The following is a 19,596-nucleotide window of genomic DNA, read 5'->3' as shown; positions in this document are numbered from 1 at the left end:
CGCTACGATTTTGTTAACCGAAATAATAATATCATTCTACAATATCAAAAAAGTGATGTGATCCACCTGTCATTCACTGATGTTATCACTGGTTTTGCGGGAGAGAAAAAACCTTTACCTTTCAATGTGAATAGCAAGAATGGCTTCGATCACGTCAAATCGTTAGCCCCTCAAGTCGTTGCAGCCGTCGGTCAAATTATTGATGAAAAAAATGGCAAATACAGCATCATAAAGCCCGACTATAAATTTGAAGTTAATAAAGATGATAGCAATAATAAATGTAAAGCGAATTTGGATATCTTTAGAAACCCGCGACATTTTATGATCCAGCCAATCACTAAACTGGATATAGGCAGTAAAAAATTACTGACGCCACTGCGTATTAACCATACCGTTGAACACGTCAAAAATAATGCAGATAATGTTGATTTTCATAACTATTTTGAATTTACCACGTCAGAACGATATAAATTCAATAGTATCGAGAGAAAATACTCTGTACTAAGTAATTGTTTACGCAGTGAGTATGGAACGGGGAATCTAAAAACTCATTTGAAATTTGGTGATAAATCAGCAACTGTTAACGAAATAGAGTTTTATTGGGAAGGAGGAAACCGATATCCTCATAAACCTAGTATTTAAATAACAACTTGATTTAACCACTAAGCCAGTTGCTAAACTCAACTGGCTTTTTATTGAGTCTCACTGCGTTTTTCCTTCGCATATCAAAGGAAAATCATCTGCTGAACTTTCAACCGCACGCTTAGCTAGGCTCTCCAAGGAAGCAAATAATTGCTGCGCTTCCAGTTCAGATAGATCAGCGGCTAAGTAGTCATTCCACTTATCTAACTTATCATTCAATTCACCCACGATAGTGTGACCAAGTGGCGTCAACGATATATGGTAAGCCCGTTTATCAGTTTGGCTATTGGTTTTCACTATCCAGCCTTTGTCTAAAAACTTACCGATCCCTCGCGTTGTTACCGATTTATCCACCACCATCGCTTTCGAAATTTGTTCTAGTGTAGAGGCATCATATTGATGAACATGTAAAATCATCAAACATTCAATCGCATTGAGCCCATAAGGCTCCCCCATCCATTTCATATAATGGTGAGCCGCTCGACTGATCACCCCAAATACCCGAGCCTGTTCTGTACGCATAAAACCCTCTTTAGTTGATTTTATCAACTAATTAGTCGATAATCACACCGCAATTGGTTGATTTTATCAACTACTAACCCATTTAACACGCCAAATTTATCGATAATCTATGCCACATAATACAAATTTACTGCTTCGCTTAGGGTTTAACCCTATGCGCTTTCGTTTTGCTATCATTACCGCTTGCGCATCGATTGCCGCCCTTTTTATTGCACAATATTTACAACTTGTTCACCCACAATGGGCCGCTATGACCGTCTGGGCCTCAGCACAACCTTGGCGTGAAAACCTACTGGAAAAAAGTTGGTGGCGTTTCGCGGGAACCGTGATAGGCGTATTAGCTGGGATGGTATTAATTCAACTACATCTCATCAACCCCTTATTGTTTATCGTAGGATTAGCTATGTGGTTAGGTGCATGTAGTGGCATAGGCCAACTACAAAAAGGCTTCGTGGCCTATGGTACCTTTTTGGCAGGTTACTCTGCGGTGATGGTCAGTATGCTCAGTGTTCACAGCACCGATGACTTGTTTATGGTAGCTTGGGATAGATTGTGGACAATCCTTGTCGGAGTGCTTTCAGCGGTGGTATTCAATTTTTTGTTTACCCCAAAACGTGAACAAGAACCTGTGATTACCCTTAAAAACCAAATTGATACGCAGTTTTATCAAGTTATGCACCAAGTGATCGAGAAAAAAAAGCCTATCAAACAACAGGATATTGAACAACTGTGGCAGGCAATGGTGAGCTATGAAGATATTTTAGAAGCTAACCGTATTGGCTGGCGTTATCACCGTAAACAGGTCGCCAAAGCACGGCAAAAACTTATTTCCCAAAGCCAGATATTGCTACACTTAGAACAATTTCAATCCATGCCATCTTTCTATTTCCCATCACAGGAGCCCACGGATACCCAATGGAAACATATTTTATCTTTGTGCCCGAATGGGGCGCTCAAAACACTGCTAATCCCCCTTTACTACGCAATGTTAGGTAAATCAATCAAACGCACGAATCAAAATGACCCGCTAAAACTTCATCAAAATAAGATTTCTGCTTGGCATGCTTTTACGCGTTCCTTTGTTACAATAGGTGCCGTGGGGGTTTTGTGGCTATGGACACAATGGCAAGCTTTAGCCTATCTCACACTCGGTCTTTCCGTAATGTTAGCACTGTTTGCTTCTATCGATTACCCAGCAAAGTTTATGAAATACATCTTTACCGGGCAATTTTTTGGCGCGATTGTCGCATTAATTTGCACTTGGTGTTTATGGCCTTTCGCCTCATCATCATGGCAGATGACATTGTTAATCATCCCAGTAATCATCAGTGGCGTTGTGATTTATTCACACAATAAATTAATTCTGATCGCATTTGACTACATCATGGTTTCGCTGATTTTACTACAACCTAGCTACCCATTTCCCCTCACATTTGCGCAAAATGTGGGTAATGCTATCGCAGTGGTATCCGGCCCGCTCGTCGCGATGGCGGCTTTTGCTTGGATTTTCCCAACCAACCCTAAAAAACGTTACCAGCAATTAATTCATCTCTCAGAACAGCAATTTAAGCAAGGGATAAATTTGCTATTAAAAGGCAACAAACCCTCAACAACCCAGATAATGCATCGCTTACTTAGCGGGTTATTACTAGCAAGGAAAAATAAACAACCTTTTACCTCTACAATACATTTTTTTGAAATCAACCATGGTATTTGGCTAAATTTATTTATCCTTAACAAAAAATTTGCCCATTCTCCATCCAAGAAACGTGCATTACTTGTCCTTGAAAAACGAATACAGCAAAATCGCTTAGAACCTAATAAGCTAAACCAACTTATTAATCGGTTACAAAACCAAAATAAGCCGATTAAAGAACTTGAACAATTGAAAGAATACTTAATCAAGAAAAACTCAATGCATTGTTTTCTCTCTCCCCCTGAAGGAGGTTAGAGATTAGCGACTAAAAGGGACAATATGATTCTCTGGGCTAGGTTTTAAAAAACAAATCAGTACAAGTACGATGATAGCAATGACGAAAATAAGACTAAATCCATCAATAAACGAGCCAACATATGATTCTCGATTAATTAACGATACTATAGACATAGTATTATTTTCAGTACTTAGCATTTGTTCACCTGTTTGAATAAACGCAGTTTTATGGCCAAAATGCTCATCAAAAGAAATACGTAAATACGTATTCATTAATGCCCCAGCAAGCCCGGGCATTAGTACTCTTGCAATTGAAACATAAGCACCTAAATGCAGCGCAAATTGCGGTTGCATATTCACGACAAATAACGAGATTAACCCGATTAATACTAAACATTCACCAACGGATTGTATGATCATTAACGGAATAAATTCATGTATACGCCATTGGTAATCAATTTGCATACCGAGCAGGCAACTATAACCCATTAATACAACACCAAGCGTCATTAGTAATCGGCCATCAACCCGCTTAGCAAACCAAACGGCAATTGGGCTAAAAATTAAATAAGCGATAAACGCAATATTCGTGACTTCACCAATTTGGAATGGTTTTAACCCCCCCACAGACGATAAAAATGAAGGAATAAATAGGGAATTAGTCAACATTAAGAAACCGTACAAACAAGAAATAATAAAACAAATACACAAATTTCGATTAGCTAACCAATTGGGATGAGCAAAGGTCTGCTCAAAATATAATGCTCGCACGATAAAAATAGTAAACAGTGAAGCACTCCCGATAAGACAAGAAATAATAAAACCGGAATCCCCCCAACCCAACATCTCACCTTGTACAACACCTATATATAATAAAACCAAACTTAGAATTTTAAGGAGCATTCCTCCCCAATCTGTTTTCTCGAAAAGCCCATAATTTATTTCACTTAGCGGTAATCCTTTCCATGCGAATATGCATATCATTGCAGCAAACAATGCGCATCCCCAATACAGCCACTGCCAGCCAATAACCTCAATAAATGACCCAGAAACACCAACCCCCGCATCCATTCCTAAAGAAACCCTTAAGCTGTAAGCGGCCATGACAATCAACCAGACATTAGGTTGTAAATTTCTTAGTGCTAAAGAAATTGTCATTGGCAAATAAACACCTAAGCTCAAACCAATAATAAAATGAATAACTAGTAATTCTGTAAACCCATAATTTCCTCCAATAATAGGAAAAACAACAAAAACACCCAGTAAAATAGCACTTGTTGCCATCAATATCCTTTCAGCGCCTAAAATAACCATAAACCAAGGGGTTAATGTCATACTGGTTAATTGAGCTGCATTTAAAGCAATGTTTAACCAACTTCCCTCCTGAACACCAAGCGCAAAAACCCCCCGTAAATCACCTAATGAAAGGGAAAACATACGAGTAAATAATGTCGATAAAATAGCGCCAAGAAAAACAGAAACTACAGCTAATAAAGGTTTTGTTTCCTTTGCACCGTGAAATAAGCTTAAGAACATCTTATTTACCTTTTCTAGCCATACTTTGTGTATCAATATCCACAACTACTGACATACCTGGACGCAACCTATCTAAATGATTTTGTTCAGATAAAAAACTAATATAAACCGGTATACGTTGAACAACCTTAGTAAAATTCCCACTACTGTTATCCGCGGGAATTAATGCGGATTCCCCACTGCTTTGCGCTCCAATATCGCGCACAACACCTTTAAAAGTGGAATCTGGAAAAGCATCAACCATGATAGATACCGCTTGCCCCGCATAGACATTTTTCAGTTGTGTCTCTTTTAAGTTTGCAATGATATAAGGCTGCTTATTAGGTGTGACAGTAACAATCTCTGTACCGGGTGTAACAAGGCTACCAATATTCAATTTAACTTTATTTAATTGCCCATCAAATGGAGCGGTAATAGTGGCATAAGAAGTTTGAGTCTCCGCTTGTTTTAAATTCGCAAAGGTAATATCCCGTTCTGCGACCCGTATTGATTCTTGCTGGCTTAATATATGTAACGATTGTTTGGCTTGTTCCCATTCCGCTTTCGCTGCTTGTTCTAATTTCATTAAGCGTTGTAGATCTGAATTGGCATCCAAATAATTTTGTTGGGTAATTGCGCCACTTTTAATTAATGCTTTACGTAGCAATGGGCTCCGCTTCATTTGCTGAACTTCAATACTCGCGGCTTGGTAACGGCTAAATAACATTTGAACAGTCAGGTCTTGCTCTTTAATTTCATCCGCTAGATTGCTGAGATTTTGTTGAGCCTTTTGGTAATTAGCTTGCGCTATTTGCTGCTTGAAATGCTCTTCTTGATTATTAATTTCTGCGATAACGTCACCACGCTTAACCAATTGATAATCATCAACTAAAATACGAGAAACATACCCTGTCATACGCGATTTTAAGATGGCCGAATCTGCTTTAATATAAGCATTATTTGATTCTTGGTAACGTTTAGTTCCCTGCCATTGGTCCCAATTCAAGGTTGCAAAAAAGATCAAAAAACCAATGCATAACACACTAAGCCACGGTGTTAAGGAAATGATTCTTTTTGATAATGTTTTAGATTCATTTGTCGTCATTTTATTAACCTCAATGCAGCCTAACAGTATGTTAAGCATTGCCGACTGGATGAATAATATTGATAATCTAACATTGTTAGGTTTATAAAATATGTTAAACTAACATTGTTAGATAATAAAGAACAAAATGAGAATTATTTATGAGAACGCCAAAAATCACACGTTTACAGGTACTTGAAACAGCCTTAACACTGCTTGAAACTGAGGGGATTGAAGGGTTAACCATGCGAAAACTTGCCGATGCCATAGGTATTAAGGCAGCTTCGTTATATTGGCATTTCAGTAATAAACAAGCCTTGCTTGAAGGAATGGCTGATCACATTGTCGCGACAGTGGCGATTAATTTTCAATATAAACAAGATTGGAAAGCGAATCTGATTACGCTCACATCTCAACTAAGAGATGCATTATTACAACATCGAGACGGCGCCCGTGTTTTTGCTGGAACCTATGTTATTTCCGATAACGTATTACGCATTAATAACGCGTTGATTAAAACATTTGTGCAATCAGGGGTTTCTGCCAATCAAGCCGCTAGCAGCACCATGACTGTTTTCTATTTTATTTTAGGTTGCTGTATTGAACAGCAAGCCGCTATTTTTTCTGCTGATAGCGATTTAATTAATAAAGAGTCTGAGTTTAATCAGTTGTCGCAAGACAAATTCCCCTACACATGGGAAGCAAAAGAAATGCTATTTTCTAACAACTACGACCAGCGATTTATTGATGGGCTAAATCTTATTATCAATGGGTTAGAGAAAATAAGCACCAAAGGCTAACAAACTCTCAGTATTCTAGAGCTTATTTAAGGCCTAGTCGTTTTGCTAATCGGTGTAAGTTGGCAATATCTAAAGAGAGCTCCCTTGCACAAGCAGACCAGTTTTGATGGTTTTGCTCTAATACCTGTGTGATCAGTTTGCGCTGAAAATCATCTGTCGCATCGCGTAAATTTTTTATCGTTGGAATTGCTAATGGAGCCGTAGTTGTTAATTCATGGTCATGGTAATCAAATGTGAAATGTTGTGGCTGTAAAATAATATCGCCAGTCTCACTTGATGCACGAGTCAAAACTATCGCACGATGTATCGCATGCTCTAGTTCACGGACATTGCCCGGCCATGAATAGTTAAGTAAATACTGCTGCAATGGCGCACTCAATACCACACTAGACAACCCAAATCGCAGCCGATACTGTTCACAAAAATAGCCTGCTAATAACATAATATCTTCGCCGCGCTCTTTTAGAGGCGGCACAAATAATGGGAATACACTTAAACGATGAAATAAATCTGCACGAAACCTTCCTGCCAAAACTTCTTCACGTAAATCTCTGTTCGTTGCAGCTAATACACGCACATTTACCCGTAAACTACCGTCATCCCCCACTCTTTGTATATCACCATATTGTAAAACTCGCAGTAATTTAGCTTGCAATGATGGTGACAATTCACCAATTTCATCTAAGAATAGAGTGCCATTATCGGCCATTTCAAATTTGCCCCTACGGTGGGTAATTGCCCCCGTAAAAGCCCCCTTTACATGCCCAAATAATTCACTTTCTGCAACACTTTCTGGTAATGCCGCACAATTTAAATAAATTAATGGATGGTCAGCACGAAGGGATTTTTCATGGATGGATTTTACAACGAGTTCTTTGCCTGTTCCGGTTTCTCCCCCCACTAAAACATTTAATTCAGAGGTCGCAACAATCTCAATTTCTTTCTTCAACTGTTGCATACGGATTGATAAACCAATAATTTCAGTCTGACCTGTCGGTTTAAATAAAGCGGGCTGGCTGGGGAGTATATTTTGCTTTTCAAGCTGTTCAATCAGCAATGCATTATTTAATGCTCCTGCGGTTAGTGCGCTAACCAATCTTAACGCTTCATCACTAAATGCATCGAATTGGTCTGGCTCCATACCATCTAACGTCAACGCACCAATTAAATTTTGCCCTGCATACAAAGGTAAGCCGACACAAGCATGAACTTTAAGGTGTTGATGATGCGGTATTAGCCCATCGTAGGGGTCTGGAAGTTGGCTGTCGGCAGGAAAACGTACGACATCTCCGGCCCTTGCAATGGCTTCAAGGCGTGGGTGAGCGTCTAATAAAAACCGCCGCCCTAAAACATCAGGCATTAACCCATCAATAGCCAACGGAATAAATTGACCCGATTCATAACGCAACAAAGCACAGGCGTCACATTTTAGTGATTGCCTTAATGTGGTGATCAGGCGCTGAAAGCGGTCTGAATGCTCGATGCCACTTTGTAACTCTATTGCGATTTTTGCCAAGGCCTCTACGGAAAACCCCATCATGCATCCTTATAGTCAATTTGACTAAGATTATAGTCATAATGACAACTCTAAGTATAGTCATTATGACCTACATTTAATTCTCAAAATACAAAAAACGCATAAAATCAATAAATTATATTATTGGCATGAATATTGATTATGTATCTCTATATATCGAAAATATAGGGAAAATTAAGATGGCTATTCATGTAAAAAATAATATTCAATGGGTTGGGCAACGTGATTGGGAAGTACGAGACTTTCATGGAACTGAATACAAAACACTAAAGGGAAGCAGCTATAATAGCTATTTGATTTGTGAAGGAAAAAATGTACTCATTGATACCGTCGACCATAAATTTAGCCGTGAATTTGTTCGTAATCTCCGTGCACAAATAGATTTAAACACGATTGATTATATTGTGATTAACCATGCAGAGGAAGACCATGCGGGTGCATTGACTGAACTGATGAGCTATATCCCTCGCACTCCTATCTACTGTACCGCCAATGCCATAGACTCAATCAATGGTCACCATCATCACCCAGAGTGGAATTTCCAAATTGTTAAAACCGGTGACACCCTCGATATTGGCAATAATAAGCAATTAATTTTTATTGAAACGCCAATGCTGCATTGGCCAGATAGCATGATGACTTATCTTACTGAAGATGCAGTACTTTTTAGTAACGATGCTTTCGGACAGCATTATTGTGATGAACGCTTGTTTAATGATGAAGTTGACCAAAATGAACTTTTTGAACAATGTCAGCGTTATTACGCCAATATCCTGACGCCATTTAGCCGTCTTGTCACACCAAAAGTGAACGAAATTTTAGGCTTTAACCTACCCGTCGATATGATTGCAACCTCTCATGGTGTTGTATGGCGCGATAACCCAACACAAATTATTGAATTATATTTAAAATGGGCTGCGGACTACCAAGAAGATCGCATTACTATTTTCTACGATACGATGTCTAATAATACGCGTTTAATGGCAGATGCAATTGCCCAAGGCATCAATGAAGCAGATCCGAACGTTGCAGTTAAAATATTCAATGTCGCTCGCAGTGATAAAAATGACATTATTACTCATGTATTTAGGTCTAAAGGTACACTAGTCGGTACCTCAACGATGAATAATGTCATGATGCCTAAAATTGCAGGAATGCTAGAGGAACTTACGGGTTTACGTTTCTTAAATAAAAAGGCCGCGGCTTTTGGTAGTTTTGGGTGGAATGGCGGCGCTGTTGACCGCGTGCAAACTCGTTTAATGGATGCTGGCTTTAATACCGCCTTGTCTTTAAAAGCCAAATGGAAACCAGATACAAAAACGTTAGATGACTGCCGTGCATATGGACGAGATATTGCTCGTCAATGGGCGCTGCCAGCTTAAAACCGACTCACAATAACAACCTCAAGGCTGTATTATTTTTAAAGGACCCCAACATGCAATTAAGAGATAAAACACTCGGACAATTGGCGTTATCTATTCCAAGAGCCTCATCATTTTTTCGCCAATATAATATGGATTTTTGTTGTGGTGGAAAGCAAACGCTAAGCCGTTCCGCGGAAAAGTTAAATTTAGATATTGAGCTGTTAGAAAACCAATTAGCTGAATTATCTACAGAGACATTAGAAAAAGATTGGCGAGAAGCACCACTTAGTGAAATTATTGATTTCATTGTTGTTCGTTATCATAACAGGCATAGAGAACAGTTACCCGAGCTCATATTACAAGCGCAAAAAGTAGAACGAGTTCATGCCAACAAACCCACGGTACCCAATGGGTTATCCAAATACTTAGAAGCTCTACTTGAAGAGCTTGCAAGTCATATGATGAAAGAAGAACGTATTTTATTTCCAATGATCAAAAATGGATTAGGGCAAAATGCAGCTGGCCCCATTAGTGTTATGGAGCAAGAACATGATGACGCTGGCGATTTATTAGAAGCGATCAAAAGCATTACTCATAATGTAACGCCACCACCAGAAGCCTGTACGACTTGGCGCGTTTTATATAATGGTATTAATGAACTAATCGATGATTTAATGAACCATATTAATTTAGAAAATAATTTATTATTCCCTAGAGCATTAGCTGGAAATTAAAATTATCGTCATAGCATATCGCTACTCAGCAGTGAGTAGCGATGGTTTTACGACGGCCAAAGCCCCTCAGATTCAATCGCTAACGAAACGATATCATAGGTATTTTTATTCCATTTATTTTCTGTACAAGTGAAAACGAGTTCAGTTGGAGGAACAAAGCCCGTTTTGGCATCAACCCCTTTTGAACCAAAAACAAAGGCGAGCAAAGCCGTAAATGGTGCTGAGTTTACGGCCAAATCAGTGAGATCTAATTTGATTTTTTTTATTTCCTCGTCATTATCAAAATAGCCCGTAGCATAAATATAAATAGTACTTTGTTTTTCTGAGGCGTGGTTAATAATCGGTAATAAGAAATCAATTTTTTTCGCAGTAAATCGATATTGTTTTAACATAGATAATATCCATCTTGATGAGATAATAATTACCACCAATTTAAAAAGTATATCTATATATAATGAATAAGTTTCTTATATTCAAACATATCAATTAACACAAACTATAAAATTATATAACAGCACTGTTATATAATTAAAAAGAGTTACCTAATAAATTAGGTAACTCTTTATTTAGAAATGACTAATGATTTTATTTATAGTGTTGCTTGATTTGTTGCGAAATAGCCAATCCACGCCTTGCTTCTTTTTCCGCGATTTCCACCGATAAACCAATATAGGATCTTGGGTCCAACATGGCTTTGATTTCGTCATCACTGAACGCTGCGGTGATCACACTATTTTTAGTCAGGTTGGTATAAAAATCTTCACCATCAGCTGCCGTCTTAATCGCTTCTTCGTATAACAGTGCGTGAGCTTTATCTTTACCTAATTTTTCTGCCATCTTCATCATGACGTACTCAGTATTATCTAATCCTTTATTTCTCAGTACGTTATGTAGCATTCTGTCCTCATGAGGAACGATGGTTCTAGACAGCTCTTCCGTCCTTAAGAGAATTTCTGTCGTCAATTCTAAAGCTTCTTCTATTAGCCCATCGAATAACATATAGGAACTACTGTCCCCTTCATATGGTCTTACTGCAGAATACATTCCTACACTTGGTAAGGAATAAAGTTTCTGCGAATTAGCAATAATTCCCTTGGCTAATTTTGGGTTAATTTTATGGGGCATCGTACTACTGCCAACGGTACCCTTAGTAAACCCTTCAGAAACTTCCGCTATTTCTTCTAAGGTTGTGCTATAAACTTCTTCGCCGATTTTATGACAAATGTTAGCCATCAGTGCCAAATTCGCCATATATTCTAATTTATGGGTACTGAGGTTTCTTGATGGCACTTCCATCGCTTCCATTCCAGTTAATTCAGCGACTCTTTTTTGCACTGCCATGCCAACTTCTGGCATCGAGTTAAATGCACCAACCGCCCCTCCCATCATAATGGTGAATACGCGTTTTTCACATTCTTGCATGCGCTGATAACAATCAATGAAATCACTGATCCAAACTGAAACCTTATAGCCATAGGTAATCGGAATAGCATGACGCCCATGAGTTCTTCCTGGCATGACCATATGTTTGGTTCTTTCGGCTAAATTCGATAAGTTCTCAATAATTTCGCTCAGCAACAACATAAATTTGTTGTGTACTGTTTTCATCATATACAGCTGTGAACTTTGCTGAATATTCTGCGTAGTAATACCGTAGTGAATGTATTTACCACTTTCTTCTGAGCAGGCGTTCACGAGTACCTTCAAAAAAGGTACAAAGCCATGGCCAATTTTTTGGTAAATACGGTTCATTTCTTCAAAATCAATATTCTCTATAACCGCTTTTTCTTTTATTTCATCTGCCGCAGACTGGGGAATAAACCCCAGCTCTGCTTGCGCTTGAGCTAACATTGATTCAAACATTAACCAAGTTTTATATTTCGCTTCATTAGATAGCAGATCTTTTATACCACGGTCATCAATTGTTTTACTTTTAGAATCGTATAATGCTCTCATTTTGTGTCCCTTCTCTATTTCTTCATTGCTTCATCAACAGCATTGCGAACAAACTCAACCTTCGGTCCATAAACAACGTGGACATGGTTTGCCGATGGAAAGAAGAATGCGGTACATCCTGATTCCAACATTAAATCTTTATTGATTTTATTGACTTCTGCGACATCGATACGCATACGGGTAATACAGTTATCTACGTTACGAATATTTTGTTTACCGCCTAAAGCTTCAACCAGAATTTCCGCAATTTCCCCATAACGCTTTTCTTTAATTAATGTATTTTTCAAGTTACTCGATTCTTCACGTCCTGGCGTTTTAATATCAAATTTGATAATCGCCCAGTAGAAGATGAAATAAGTGACAACCGCTAAACAGCTCCCGATGATGACTAAGAATATCCAGTTAGTGTGCTCGTACAGCAATCCAAAGATAGTAAAATCGAATACTGTTCCTCGAATATAACCAATAGCGACGCCGGCCAAAGACAATAATACCGCGCCGATACCTACAATGATGGCGTAAATTAAATACAGTAAAGGTGCAATAAATACGAAAGTAAATTCGAGTGGTTCAGTCACGTTTCCGAGCATCGCAGTTAATACCATCGTAACTAACATGGATTTCACTTCTGCACGGTTTTCTTTTTTCGATGTTTTATAAATCGCTAATGCGATCGCTGGGAACAAGAACAAGGTCACTAACATTTGCTGCTGTGCCATAAAGCGAGTCAAGCTTGGCATCATAGCCCAATATTCACTGTCAGGGCCTTGTTTAAATAAGACTTCTGTTAATGCAGGAACAACACCGACAAAGGTTTGTCCATCAATAACATACGTACCACCCGCTTCTGTAAATCTAAATAATACGTTCCAAACGTGGTGTAAACCAAAAGGAATAAATAAACGCTCACCACCCGCAGTAAAGAACGGACCTACTGGGCTTAAAAAGACGGCTGATAGTTTCATTAATCCCATAACTAACACTTCCCAGATGAAAGGAAGTGTCGCACCAACTATGATCATCAAGCCAATCATAATGATGGAAACAGATTTCTTACCTGAGAAAAATGCAAATGCGGTTGGTAGTTCAAGGTTATAGTATTTTTCGGTTGCCCATGATGCAATTAACCCTGTAATGATCCCCCCCGCAGCACTGATATTTAAGGTTTGTATGCCAAGTACTTTTATCTGCCCCACTTGACTCATGATTGCTGCATCAGCAAGTTTACCTGTTAGAACTAACCAGATATTCATGGTAATCAACAAGGTCAAGTAACCGACTACGGAGGCAAAAACCGCAATCCCCTTATCTCTTTGGTTCATACCATAAGCAACCCCCATGGCGAACAAAAGAGGAATATTATCGAAAATTACCCCTGCAATAGAACGAATACTGATGAGTAATGCGTTAACAGTTTCATTTCCAAGGAATGGAAAACGCGCGATCATATAAGTTTGAACTAACGCGCCACTGATGCCCAATATCATACCAATAGGTGCTAAAACACCGATCGGAAGGAGTAATGTTCTCCCAAAGCGTTGAACAGATTCACCAAACTTTCTTCTGGCCATACTTTTTCCTTATGACTTCTATTATTAGAATTAAAGGCATACTAGCTCGGGGGTTTTATAAAAGAAATGATGTCTCGGTTTTAAAGATTATCTTAGGTCATGGTTTATGACCTAGGTCATTTTGAAACGACTCTTTTTAAAAGCGTGTTAAGTGAAAATTAAAACTAAGTGAAGCAGTAACTAAAGTAAGCTTTCTAGTTCATTAATCAGTAAATCGACGAGAATAAAAAAACCAATTCTCGATTTTGTGTCATCGCGCTTAGTGTCATAACTATCAGCAAAGCAGAAAAGCGAGTTATCAGTATAGGTGGTTAACTCATTCGTGTTAAATGCAGTCATACTAATGATATTCGCCCCTTTTAACTGAACAATTTTAGCCGTTTCAATAATTTTTTTAGTCCCACCAGATAAAGAAATAAATATCACGGTATCATCTTTGCTGACTAACCGAGTGAAGGAATCAGAAAGATTGTAGTCATTGATAAAAAAGCAGTGTAAACCGAGTGCAAAAAGTAAATGCTCAAGGTAGTAGCCAACTGCTTTGCTTGTCCCTCTTGCAACAATAAAAATATTTCTAGAGCCATGCAGAATCTTAGCGCAATCCTTAATTTGTTCTTCATTTATTAAGGTAAAGCTCTTATTAATATTCTTTTCTAACTGTTTTTTATACGATGATATATTTACTTTTTCTATTTTATTTTGCTCTAAAATAGAGTTATTAATTTGAAACTTAAGCTCTTTGAACCCACTAAACCCTAATTTTTGGGATAAATTAATAATTACCGTTTTTGATACAAAGGTTTTAGCAACTAATTCATTGATATTTAAATAAGGGATATCCGCTATATTATCTGTAAGATATTTTAATACTTTCTTTTCGCTAATGGTTAAATTATCGTAATTTTTCAAAAAATCTAGCATACCCCCTCCTATCAATGTGATGAGTTAACCCATCATATTATTGACCCAAAAATAACTTTAGTCAGTCACATTAAATCAATGTAGGTGCTCAATCCGCCGATTATACGATAGATCATAGTGCGATGGGGGAGTTAAAGAGAGTTTTTTGTGAGTTAGCCCGACAATTTAATGAAAGCAAAAAAATTACCTATCTTTTGCTTAGTATCGATGAATGAACATAAGCAAAAAATAGGTAAAAAATAAATAATAATGTGTCTTTTTAGCCCGTCTGACTACTGGCATTCCGCCGTTAAAGTTCTTACTGGCGAATCTGCAGTAACTGCAATCGTGTCTAATGCAGAATAGTTAATGGTACACTGACCCGATTGACCACCCCATTTAACGTTAATACGACCAGTATTTGGTAACCCACTCATGTAAAGTTGGCCATTTGAACCCACAATTCCGGTATTGATATCGTTTTCATCGTCTTCTGATACTAACGTCGCGATCGCCCCAAAAGGTGGGATTTTCCCCGTGGCTTTCAGATTAATAATCGCTTGATAACCAATTTTGGTTTTAAACTTACGCTTAATAACCGCCCCTTCCGTTGGATATACCATCATCGAGGTGTCTTTAAAGGTCGTATCATCCGGTAATGTGTTCACATTAACCGCAATTTGGTTAGCCGTGTTACTGGATAACTGAGGAATAATGGCATTCCCAAAGCGGTCAAATTGCGCGCCAGAGGATAATGACGCCCCTTTTGCCCCCTCTGCGGTGATAATCGCAATCGTATCCCCCACGTTTGGCGATAATGTGACCCCATCTGAATGCGCAACTACACCGCCACTTAGGGTACCGTTCATTGAGCGACTCATATCTGAATAGCTGTAACCGGCTGATAATGTTGCATTATTCGCGGAGTAAGTCCCATTCAGGCTTCCCCCGTAATTGTTATTATAACTGTCATAGTTCTGATAAAGACCATAACTAAAGCGGCTATTCATCGCGCTACCAGTTAACCCTACTTGATGACGAGTTTCACCGTGCTGATCTACACTGACCCCATAACGCGCGCTCATGGTTTGTGCCATTTCACTGTTCGTCAATAAGCTGAGCGGCACAGACACATCAAAGGAAACCACGCGGTTCTCAGGCCAAGTATTGTTATAGCTCTTCACGCGGTCAACCATATAACTGAGACTATAAGAAACCCCTTTATAGTTATTGTTATAAGACATCCCAACCGAGGTATTTGAGTTTTGGCCGCCCCAATAAGTATTTTTTGACGCTCTTAATGAAAGGGAACCATAAGAGTCAAAAGATTGGTTAATTGAGGTTTGGAAACTATAACGTTGACGCGCTCCCGTCCAAGGCGCTAAGTCATCTTTAATCGCATAACCGGCATTATTGTAATCTGAGAACGAATAGAAGTTCTCAGAGGTATAACGTAATGCCGTTAAGTCAAATGAGGTCCCTGTTGACAACAAACTTTTTGAGTAACGGATACGATAGGATTGCCCTTTGAGGCTTTTCCCTGAAAATCGAGCATCCGAGTGGGTAATATCGGTAGATAACGCCCCTAATACACCCAACGATAAGCCGACCCCACCCACAAAAGAGTTATACCCATTAGAAACTAACACCCCACCATAGGTGGTGATGTTATGTGGTAGCCCGATGCTGAAGGAACCAAGCGTAAAGTTTTTCCGCTCAGAGTCCACGGCAATTCCGCCATTGTAACGACCCGCGGAAATTTCATAATTATAAGCGCCTTGGCGCTCCATCATTGGCAGCGAGGAATAAGCCTGAGTGAAAACAGTTTGTTTGCCATTTTCTTCTTCAACCGTGACTTCCATATCCCCGGCTAAGCCGCTGGCAGGGATGTCACGAATAATAAAACGCCCAGGCGCCACAAAAGTTTGGTAGACCACACTGCCGTTCTGGCGCACAGTGACAGTCGCATTGGTGTTCGCCACCCCTTCCACTATAGGTGCAAACCCTTGCATGCTGCTAGGGTCAAGCTGAGGGTTTGATTTTAGCGTGGCGCCTTTCATAGGAATGGCGTCAAAAATATTCCCGCCTGTCGAGATTTCCCCGGCTTTTAGCGTTGATTTAATCGCATTAATGGTGCGATAGATATAAGTATTGGAAAAGTTGGAGTCACTTGTGCTGGAAGACCCACTGCTTTTACTGTAGTTATATAAATAACTCGTTCTTAGGCGCCATGGCCCCATGTTGATCCCTGCATTGATATTACTAAACAGAGAATCACTGGTTCCTGCTTTTTGGTGATATTTGCCCAGTTGGCGGTTATTACTGTAGTTAAAGACATAGTCCATCACTAACGCTGTAACGCCATCATCGCGTAATTCAGGCGGTACATAGCCAGCAAAGTTTGGCACCATAGCAATTTGAGGGACGGATAAATTCACCGTCAGCGTTTGTACATCAAAGGTGATGGCAGGTTTGTACATCAAAGGTGATGGCAGCATCGGCAATGTAACTGGATAAGTTTTCAATCTTCGTGTCTTCACTCAAATCTCTTAACTTGGGCAGAGATGCCGTATTAACACCCAGTTTTTTCAGTTCGCCGACTGTAAAGACGGGGGCAACATGACCATCTTGCTGTTTTTCAAATGCGAGATTAAATTCCCCTGACGGGATCATGTTAACATTAACGACCACGTCATAGACGCCGGGCGTTAATGTATTGTTATCCGCAAAGTCATTTAAATCGAGTTGAGAAACGTCTATCCCACTGCCGTGCATTAATAGGCCGGGGTCAAAATACGATTCGGCATGCATAAAAGAGGGGGCCATTGCATAGCAACAAATAAAGACCTCTAATGCAATTAATTTTATTTTTATCCCTTTCACTGCATCACCTTTCGTTATTTATTCTTGTTATTTATGTTTCAATCGATGTTTATTCTATGGATTGAGGAGGTAACTCCATTAAATATTCATCGGTAAATCGCCATTCGATTTTTCCAGCCTTCGAATTAGGTAATGTAATATCTTTGGTTGAAAAAGGCGTTAATGTTATTTCCCTACCTTCATTTTTAATACTATTTCCAGCCACTTTTAAATAATCAAATGATAGATAGAACGGGGTTGGATTTTCAATCTGTAATAAATTACCTTTGCGAGTTATCTTAACTTTTTTCGCTAATTCCGCTGTCTTAAGTTCTTCAATCGCTTTAGGACGATAGATTAATTTAAAATAGAAATTTGGGATAATATTCAATTGGACGCTATTTTCTTTTTTATTTTTCCCTTCACCAGGAATAGCTCTAATCCCAATCCAATACAAACTTTCTCTATCTTTTGGTATATCAGTATTATTAATTTGATTACTAATTCGACGGATATTCCATGAGGTTTGAGTATTCGGGTCCATTTTCTTTAGCGGAGGTAAGATAATAAATGGAACTTGCTCATTTTTATTTTCACTTTTAGGAAGTAAGGTCGCTTCATCAATATTAGCAACCCAAGCTTCCATTAAATAGCTATCGGGGTTTGCATTAGTCATATCAATACTAATACCGCCTGAGTTGCTTTCATTATAAACATAACGCTTTAGTACAAAGTCAAATCCTGTTGAGTTATCCGCCGATGCAATTAGTGGATAAAGTAGAATAATAAACCAAAAGGACCATACGCTATTTTTAATCATGTTGAGTACCCTTTAAGATGAGTGGTTTTGCTTTTGTTTCTCCACCATAATCATTGATTATGCTCCACTCTAACTTTGATATTTTTCTATTTGTATTTAATTCAACTGTTGAGAATGGGGCTACCATTGGTGCTCTATCACTATCATAATCGATGTTATCCATCTTTATATTTACTAAGGTATAGTAATAAGGAGATGGGTTTTTAATTACAATTTTCTTTCCTACCTGAGTTGCTGTTAGTTTATTAATGTAATCATTAACATGACCATTAATTCCATTTGGACGGTAGAACATCTTTATTACAATTTTTGTTGATAAGTTGAATCTTGTGTTCACCTTATCGCTATCATCATTATTCCTTTGTTGTGTCTCAGGAATAAAATTAGACATGAGATAAAATAAGGACTCTCTATCATTAGGTAAATCGCCTAATGATTTTGGTATGATTTTCAATGCGTTATTTGAATTTTCTTTTAGTGTTACAATTGGAGGTATGACTGTGAAATTTTCACTAGCCTCACCCTCCTTTTCTAAGGTTGAAAAAATTAAGCTTTGTACCAGATATTTTTTCCCACCACTATTATGTGCTGTAATACTTTGACTTTTATCATTCTGAGTAAAGATAACCCTTGAATGGTCGAGTGAAACCGCAGCAAATGAAGCTTGTGATACAAAAACTATGCCTAATAAGGCTTGTATTATCTTTTTCATTTAAACTTCCGCTATATTATTAATCGGCATAATAGCCAATAGTTAATGTTGCAGAGAAATCACCATCGCTAGGGTTACAATTGCTTTCAGCGCAACGTAATTTGGCTGTCACCATTTTTGTTTCACTGACACTTTGAATATTATCCCAAATTATTGAGGCTGCATCTGGCTTTAATAATGAGTTCTGATTAACATCAATAACCCGATTTCCTTCTAATAACTGAACACCGATGACACCATTTGGGTCATCATTGAAGAAGTTTTTGCTGCCATTTAATGTATTACCTGATGCTAAATAAACCGCCGCCGTTTTTTGATCCGTCGTAGTACAATTTCTTAAACCAATCGAGAAATTCTTTGCCACCGTATCCTTTTTAATTTCACTGACGGTTGTGACACCAGATGCATTACCAAATATAATTTCATTTGGGACATCAATTTCACAGGTTTTAGCTAAAAATAAAACAGAAAATTGGTATTCTACTTTGTAATCATCTGCCGCCATCACGGGGTAATACATGAGGAGCATTAAAAAAGTCAGTAACCCCTGTTTTATTTTTTTCATGGCTCTTAATCCTGATAATATTCAAAAGTAACCGCAGCATTAGCATCGCCTGGCTTAACGTTATTCTCTCGTTTGACAA

The 19,596-nt window shown here is 38.5% G+C and carries 17 protein-coding genes and 1 pseudogene; 5 read left to right on the top strand and 13 right to left on the bottom strand.

Going from position 1 to position 19,596, the window contains the following annotated elements:
- Positions 1 to 57 precede the first annotated feature (57 nt).
- Complete coding sequence (locus ACHB7C_RS17200) at positions 58 to 642, top strand: hypothetical protein (protein ID WP_210855430.1); 585 nt, start codon at positions 58 to 60, stop codon at positions 640 to 642.
- 60 nt (positions 643 to 702) lie between these two features.
- On the opposite strand, the gene ACHB7C_RS17195 is transcribed toward ACHB7C_RS17200, so the two are convergent.
- Entirely contained in the window at positions 703 to 1,164 is a 462-nt protein-coding gene (locus tag ACHB7C_RS17195) for a MarR family winged helix-turn-helix transcriptional regulator (RefSeq protein WP_042843327.1), read from the bottom strand.
- Between the two features lie 109 nt (positions 1,165 to 1,273).
- On the opposite strand from ACHB7C_RS17195, the gene ACHB7C_RS17190 reads away from it, so the two are divergent.
- Positions 1,274 to 3,115: an FUSC family protein gene (locus tag ACHB7C_RS17190; protein ID WP_395348025.1), complete on the top strand. Its 1,842-nt coding sequence runs from the start codon at positions 1,274 to 1,276 to the stop codon at positions 3,113 to 3,115.
- Between the two features lie 3 nt (positions 3,116 to 3,118).
- On the opposite strand, the gene ACHB7C_RS17185 is transcribed toward ACHB7C_RS17190, so the two are convergent.
- Entirely contained in the window at positions 3,119 to 4,633 is a 1,515-nt protein-coding gene (locus ACHB7C_RS17185; protein ID WP_042843325.1) for an MFS transporter, read from the bottom strand.
- 1 nt (position 4,634) lies between these two features.
- Entirely contained in the window at positions 4,635 to 5,717 is a 1,083-nt protein-coding gene (locus ACHB7C_RS17180; RefSeq protein ID WP_042843324.1) for an HlyD family secretion protein, read from the bottom strand.
- A 140-nt stretch (positions 5,718 to 5,857) separates the two neighbouring features.
- On the opposite strand from ACHB7C_RS17180, the gene ACHB7C_RS17175 reads away from it, so the two are divergent.
- Positions 5,858 to 6,496 (top strand): TetR/AcrR family transcriptional regulator C-terminal domain-containing protein, encoded by a 639-nt coding sequence (locus ACHB7C_RS17175; protein ID WP_071547578.1) that lies wholly within the window; start codon positions 5,858 to 5,860, stop codon positions 6,494 to 6,496.
- 22 nt (positions 6,497 to 6,518) lie between these two features.
- On the opposite strand, the gene norR is transcribed toward ACHB7C_RS17175, so the two are convergent.
- Complete coding sequence (norR, locus tag ACHB7C_RS17170; RefSeq protein WP_198861056.1) at positions 6,519 to 8,033, bottom strand: nitric oxide reductase transcriptional regulator NorR; 1,515 nt, start codon at positions 8,031 to 8,033, stop codon at positions 6,519 to 6,521.
- Between the two features lie 179 nt (positions 8,034 to 8,212).
- Between norR and norV the strand changes: the two are divergent.
- Together norV and ytfE are read left to right on the top strand one after the other, a co-directional pair.
- Positions 8,213 to 9,406: pseudogene (gene norV, locus ACHB7C_RS17165) on the top strand (anaerobic nitric oxide reductase flavorubredoxin); the annotation flags it as partial.
- 62 nt (positions 9,407 to 9,468) lie between these two features.
- The gene (ytfE, locus tag ACHB7C_RS17160; protein ID WP_042843317.1) at positions 9,469 to 10,131 is read left to right on the top strand and encodes an iron-sulfur cluster repair protein YtfE; all 663 of its coding nucleotides are present in this window, start codon (positions 9,469 to 9,471) and stop codon (positions 10,129 to 10,131) included.
- A gap of 47 nt (positions 10,132 to 10,178) precedes the next feature.
- Here the strand turns inward: ytfE and ACHB7C_RS17155 are convergent, their stop codons facing one another.
- The 9 genes from ACHB7C_RS17155 to ACHB7C_RS17115 form a co-directional block, all read right to left on the bottom strand.
- Complete coding sequence (locus tag ACHB7C_RS17155; protein WP_395348021.1) at positions 10,179 to 10,523, bottom strand: hypothetical protein; 345 nt, start codon at positions 10,521 to 10,523, stop codon at positions 10,179 to 10,181.
- A 193-nt stretch (positions 10,524 to 10,716) separates the two neighbouring features.
- A complete protein-coding gene (locus ACHB7C_RS17150) occupies positions 10,717 to 12,087 on the bottom strand; it encodes an adenylosuccinate lyase family protein (protein ID WP_042843315.1) in 1,371 nt (456 codons plus the stop codon).
- Positions 12,088 to 12,101: 14 nt separating this feature from the next.
- Positions 12,102 to 13,658, bottom strand: a complete 1,557-nt coding sequence (locus tag ACHB7C_RS17145) for a PTS transporter subunit EIIC (RefSeq protein WP_042843314.1) — start codon at positions 13,656 to 13,658, stop codon at positions 12,102 to 12,104.
- Positions 13,659 to 13,838: 180 nt separating this feature from the next.
- Positions 13,839 to 14,579, bottom strand: a complete 741-nt coding sequence (locus tag ACHB7C_RS17140) for a MurR/RpiR family transcriptional regulator (protein WP_042843313.1) — start codon at positions 14,577 to 14,579, stop codon at positions 13,839 to 13,841.
- A gap of 272 nt (positions 14,580 to 14,851) precedes the next feature.
- The gene (locus ACHB7C_RS17135; RefSeq protein WP_395348018.1) at positions 14,852 to 17,098 is read right to left on the bottom strand and encodes a fimbria/pilus outer membrane usher protein; all 2,247 of its coding nucleotides are present in this window, start codon (positions 17,096 to 17,098) and stop codon (positions 14,852 to 14,854) included.
- The gene (locus tag ACHB7C_RS17130) at positions 17,013 to 17,441 is read right to left on the bottom strand and encodes a FimD/PapC N-terminal domain-containing protein (RefSeq protein WP_395348016.1); all 429 of its coding nucleotides are present in this window, start codon (positions 17,439 to 17,441) and stop codon (positions 17,013 to 17,015) included. Before ACHB7C_RS17130 ends, ACHB7C_RS17135 begins: the two co-directional genes overlap by 86 nt.
- A 49-nt stretch (positions 17,442 to 17,490) precedes the next feature.
- Positions 17,491 to 18,240 (bottom strand): molecular chaperone, encoded by a 750-nt coding sequence (locus tag ACHB7C_RS17125; RefSeq protein ID WP_198861054.1) that lies wholly within the window; start codon positions 18,238 to 18,240, stop codon positions 17,491 to 17,493.
- Positions 18,233 to 18,952 (bottom strand): molecular chaperone, encoded by a 720-nt coding sequence (locus ACHB7C_RS17120; protein WP_042848886.1) that lies wholly within the window; start codon positions 18,950 to 18,952, stop codon positions 18,233 to 18,235. The genes ACHB7C_RS17125 and ACHB7C_RS17120 overlap by 8 nt, the downstream gene beginning before the upstream one ends.
- 19 nt (positions 18,953 to 18,971) lie before the next feature.
- Positions 18,972 to 19,517: a fimbrial protein gene (locus ACHB7C_RS17115; protein ID WP_395348013.1), complete on the bottom strand. Its 546-nt coding sequence runs from the start codon at positions 19,515 to 19,517 to the stop codon at positions 18,972 to 18,974.
- Positions 19,518 to 19,596 lie beyond the last annotated feature (79 nt).

Source organism: Providencia sp. 2024EL-00732 (assembly GCF_044006275.1).
Classification (GTDB): Bacteria; Pseudomonadota; Gammaproteobacteria; order Enterobacterales; family Enterobacteriaceae; genus Providencia; species Providencia huashanensis.
This window is presented reverse-complemented; position numbering and strand designations above follow the sequence as displayed.

What these genes read in the sequence shown, in the direction of transcription:
- ACHB7C_RS17195 (WP_042843327.1), bottom strand. Translation starts at nt 1,164, where the DNA reads ATGCGTACAGAACAGGCTCGGGTATTTGGGGTGATCAGTCGAGCGGCT.
- ACHB7C_RS17190 (WP_395348025.1), top strand. Translation starts at nt 1,274, where the DNA reads ATGCCACATAATACAAATTTACTGCTTCGCTTAGGGTTTAACCCTATG.
- ACHB7C_RS17185 (WP_042843325.1), bottom strand. Translation starts at nt 4,633, where the DNA reads ATGTTCTTAAGCTTATTTCACGGTGCAAAGGAAACAAAACCTTTATTA.
- ACHB7C_RS17180 (WP_042843324.1), bottom strand. Translation starts at nt 5,717, where the DNA reads ATGACGACAAATGAATCTAAAACATTATCAAAAAGAATCATTTCCTTA.
- ACHB7C_RS17175 (WP_071547578.1), top strand. Translation starts at nt 5,858, where the DNA reads ATGAGAACGCCAAAAATCACACGTTTACAGGTACTTGAAACAGCCTTA.
- norR (WP_198861056.1), bottom strand. Translation starts at nt 8,033, where the DNA reads ATGGGGTTTTCCGTAGAGGCCTTGGCAAAAATCGCAATAGAGTTACAA.
- ytfE (WP_042843317.1), top strand. Translation starts at nt 9,469, where the DNA reads ATGCAATTAAGAGATAAAACACTCGGACAATTGGCGTTATCTATTCCA.
- ACHB7C_RS17155 (WP_395348021.1), bottom strand. Translation starts at nt 10,523, where the DNA reads ATGTTAAAACAATATCGATTTACTGCGAAAAAAATTGATTTCTTATTA.
- ACHB7C_RS17150 (WP_042843315.1), bottom strand. Translation starts at nt 12,087, where the DNA reads ATGAGAGCATTATACGATTCTAAAAGTAAAACAATTGATGACCGTGGT.
- ACHB7C_RS17145 (WP_042843314.1), bottom strand. Translation starts at nt 13,658, where the DNA reads ATGGCCAGAAGAAAGTTTGGTGAATCTGTTCAACGCTTTGGGAGAACA.
- ACHB7C_RS17140 (WP_042843313.1), bottom strand. Translation starts at nt 14,579, where the DNA reads ATGCTAGATTTTTTGAAAAATTACGATAATTTAACCATTAGCGAAAAG.
- ACHB7C_RS17125 (WP_198861054.1), bottom strand. Translation starts at nt 18,240, where the DNA reads ATGATTAAAAATAGCGTATGGTCCTTTTGGTTTATTATTCTACTTTAT.
- ACHB7C_RS17120 (WP_042848886.1), bottom strand. Translation starts at nt 18,952, where the DNA reads ATGAAAAAGATAATACAAGCCTTATTAGGCATAGTTTTTGTATCACAA.
- ACHB7C_RS17115 (WP_395348013.1), bottom strand. Translation starts at nt 19,517, where the DNA reads ATGAAAAAAATAAAACAGGGGTTACTGACTTTTTTAATGCTCCTCATG.